At 38.4% G+C, this 2,882-nt stretch carries 1 protein-coding gene and 1 pseudogene; both read right to left on the bottom strand.

Annotation, left to right across the window (positions count from 1 at the left end):
- Positions 1-2,558 (bottom strand): annotated as a pseudogene (locus HMPREF9943_RS09605) (helicase-related protein); the annotation flags it as partial.
- A partial coding sequence (locus HMPREF9943_RS10525; protein WP_482156160.1) for a hypothetical protein occupies positions 2,468-2,882 on the bottom strand: 415 nt, incomplete at its 5' end. The gene HMPREF9943_RS10525 and the pseudogene HMPREF9943_RS09605, both read right to left, overlap by 91 nt.

The raw sequence follows: 2,882 nt of genomic DNA, 5'->3' as shown, positions 1-2,882 counted from the left end.
TCAGGGATATTGCCTATAAAGTTTCCGATGCCCATTGATGGTTCTAAAATGTTTCCCTGTTTAAATCCCATATCCGAAAGCGTCTTATATATTCCGTCAATTACGGTTTTCGGTGTGTAAAAGCTCGTTAAAGTAGATTCTCTTGCAGCTTCGTATTCTGCATGTGATAAGTTCTCCTTTAGAAAAGCCCTTGCTTCTTTCCACTGACCTCCCTTGCTTTCATCAAAGACTTCGGAAAGTCCGCCCCAGCCTACATACCTTGCTAAAACTTCCTGCGCTGTACTGTCAAGCTCTCTTTGTCCGCTCTCCACTCTGTTAAGCATGGAAATTGCTTCAATGTTTTGATTTAATCTTTCGCTTGGAGATAACTTTTCAGGTAGCGTTTCTTCTGTAATTTTGAAGTTATGTGCTTCCGTTTTCTTTATTTCTACTTCCTCAATAGTTTTTTCAAGTTTCGTATAGTTTAGATTTTCAAATACCCTCTCAAGGTCGCTTTCAAGACGATAAGGGATTACATCGGAGCCTGTTATCATACCGCCAAGATATTCGGTATCGTCCTTAACCGTTACTGTCTTTAGATTATTTCCCATATCATCAAAACGTGTGATGGTATAGTCTTTATCCTTGTATCTTACTTCATCACCAATAATAAAGGCAGGTCTTTCAAGGCTTATCTGCTTTAATAAGTCCTCATTATCTTCAACGTCTACAATCGGTATTTGATGATTGCCGGTTCGAGAAGGATCAAGCCATAAATCATTTCTTCCTGTGATTTGGTTTTTAGAAATCTCCCTAACCCTGTATTCTTCATAGTTGAAATAGACAGTATCTCCCTCTTTAACTGCAAATTCACCTGCAAGGCTTTCCGCTTTTTCATTTAATTCTACTTCTTCTCTTTCCTTTAGATAGTCAAATAGCGTTCCTTGAATAGGTGTTACAGGTACTCTTTCTTCTATTTCTTCAGATACATCAAGCTCTGTTTCTTCTTCAAAGCTAAGCTCCCCATTAAAGGCTGATTGAAGCTCCTGCTCATCCATCTGCTTGACAAGTTCCGTATCTTTAAGTTCTCTAAAGGTCTTTGGAAAATCTTCTAAAATGAGCCTTTGGGCATTTAATTCTTTCAATTCTTCAAGATTGAAATATCCCCATTCAGGTTCAATCCCAAGTACAAGTCCGAAAGCATCACCACTTTCCCTATCGTATTCTGTCATATACCAAGTCCAATTACTTCTCAATGGAATGATATATGCAGCATGAACTTGCTTATCTGCTAAAGATACATCTTCTTGTGCATAAAGTTCAGGCACTCTTTCAAGCATTTCATCCGTCATTAAGTTTTCAGGATTGTCTTTGGAATAATATTGCGGTTCTTTTTCTTCTATCTCTGTATTACTTTCTATTTTCTTTTCCTCAAGATAAAGATTTTTAGAAAGCAACTCATCAATATGTTTTGCCACGCTTGACCAAGTAAGAAATACATCACTGCAATCTTTCTTCTGTAATTTAAGTCCCTTAGCATCGTGCCATTCATCGCTTCCCATTGCACCTGAAACAGCATGAGAGCTTCCACCTATGCCATACTCGTCTTTTAAAAAGTTAGCTTTTTCTTGAAGCGTATGGTTTTCCTTGAAAAATTTTGTAATTCGCTCTTTTCCCTTATCTATTCCGCTTCCTCTTGACAGGGTAGCAAGAACTTCGTCATCTGTAATAAATGGCTTTACTTTAGGAAGTTCTGTCAGATTGGTACTATATTCCTTTCGTGTCAGCTCAAGTTCCTGTAATCTCTGATAAAGGCTATCTACCTTGTGATAATGAAATCTTAGTACACCTCTGTTTTCTTTGTAGCCTGCTAAGAACCTACTGTATTCTTTAATTGTGTCCTTTAGGTATTCAGGATTTTTTAATGCCTCAGATAGTCTTTTCGTTTCTTCCGGAAAGCCACCACCTCTTTCTATAAAATCAAAATAACCCTGTGCTTTTCCTTCTTCGCTTAAATCATGGTATAGATACCATAATGACTCTGAAATTCTGTCCCTTTCGTAATCATATGCTTCAGAAAGTTCTACATTTGTGGCAAACTCACCTCTGTCAAGAAGTTCATTTATCCTACTTGCTGCATCACTCCAGCTTAAAATTTGTGTATTATCTTCTCTTGCAGAAGTCCCGTAAGTCAAATGAATGCCTTTATCCGAATACCAGGAAGATACCTCTCTTTCACCAATGTAAAATCCGTTTCCTCCTCTAAAGGTATCTTGGAGGTATTCTCCCAATTCTTCATTTCTCTTTCCTTTAGAAAACTCAGCAATGATAGGAAGTCTGCCGCCATCATGGTTTCCTCCGTTAATAAGAACGGTATCTATATCCTTCTGAGTTAATGGAATGGTAAGCCTCATTTGTCCGTAAGTATTTTCGGGTAAAGAAAAAGAAGCCTTATCAGCTTCTTTTAACTCTACATTAGTATTATCTTTTAAATTTCCACTACTTCCTTGATTGTCATTTCCTTCAGAGCTGAAATCATCGCCCCATACTGTGGATTGTTCTCGTCCTCTATCTTCCAAGCTGTCATCAATTTCGGTTTCTCTGTCCTCATAAATTCTATCGCCTGTTTCTGAATATCCATCAGGTGTCCTGTCAGTTTCTTCTCCTTGTATAGGTCTACTAACATCTCGAAGTAGCTCTGCTCCTCGCTCTCTGAAATGTAATCCAGCCTCATCACTGCGTAGGTCGGATTCGGATACTCCCTTATGAAGTCCGTCTGTTCCTCCAAGTTGTTTAGCGTATTCTCCTTGATTTTCTCTATTATCTCGTCCGTACTCTCCATTTCGGAGAACTCGCCCGCTTTCATTTCTTTCCTGATCATCTCGTCGAAGTACATTTTCTTC

The organism is Eggerthia catenaformis OT 569 = DSM 20559 (genome assembly GCF_000340375.1).
Lineage (GTDB): Bacteria > Bacillota_I > Bacilli_A > Erysipelotrichales > Coprobacillaceae > Eggerthia > Eggerthia catenaformis.
This window is presented reverse-complemented; position numbering and strand designations above follow the sequence as displayed.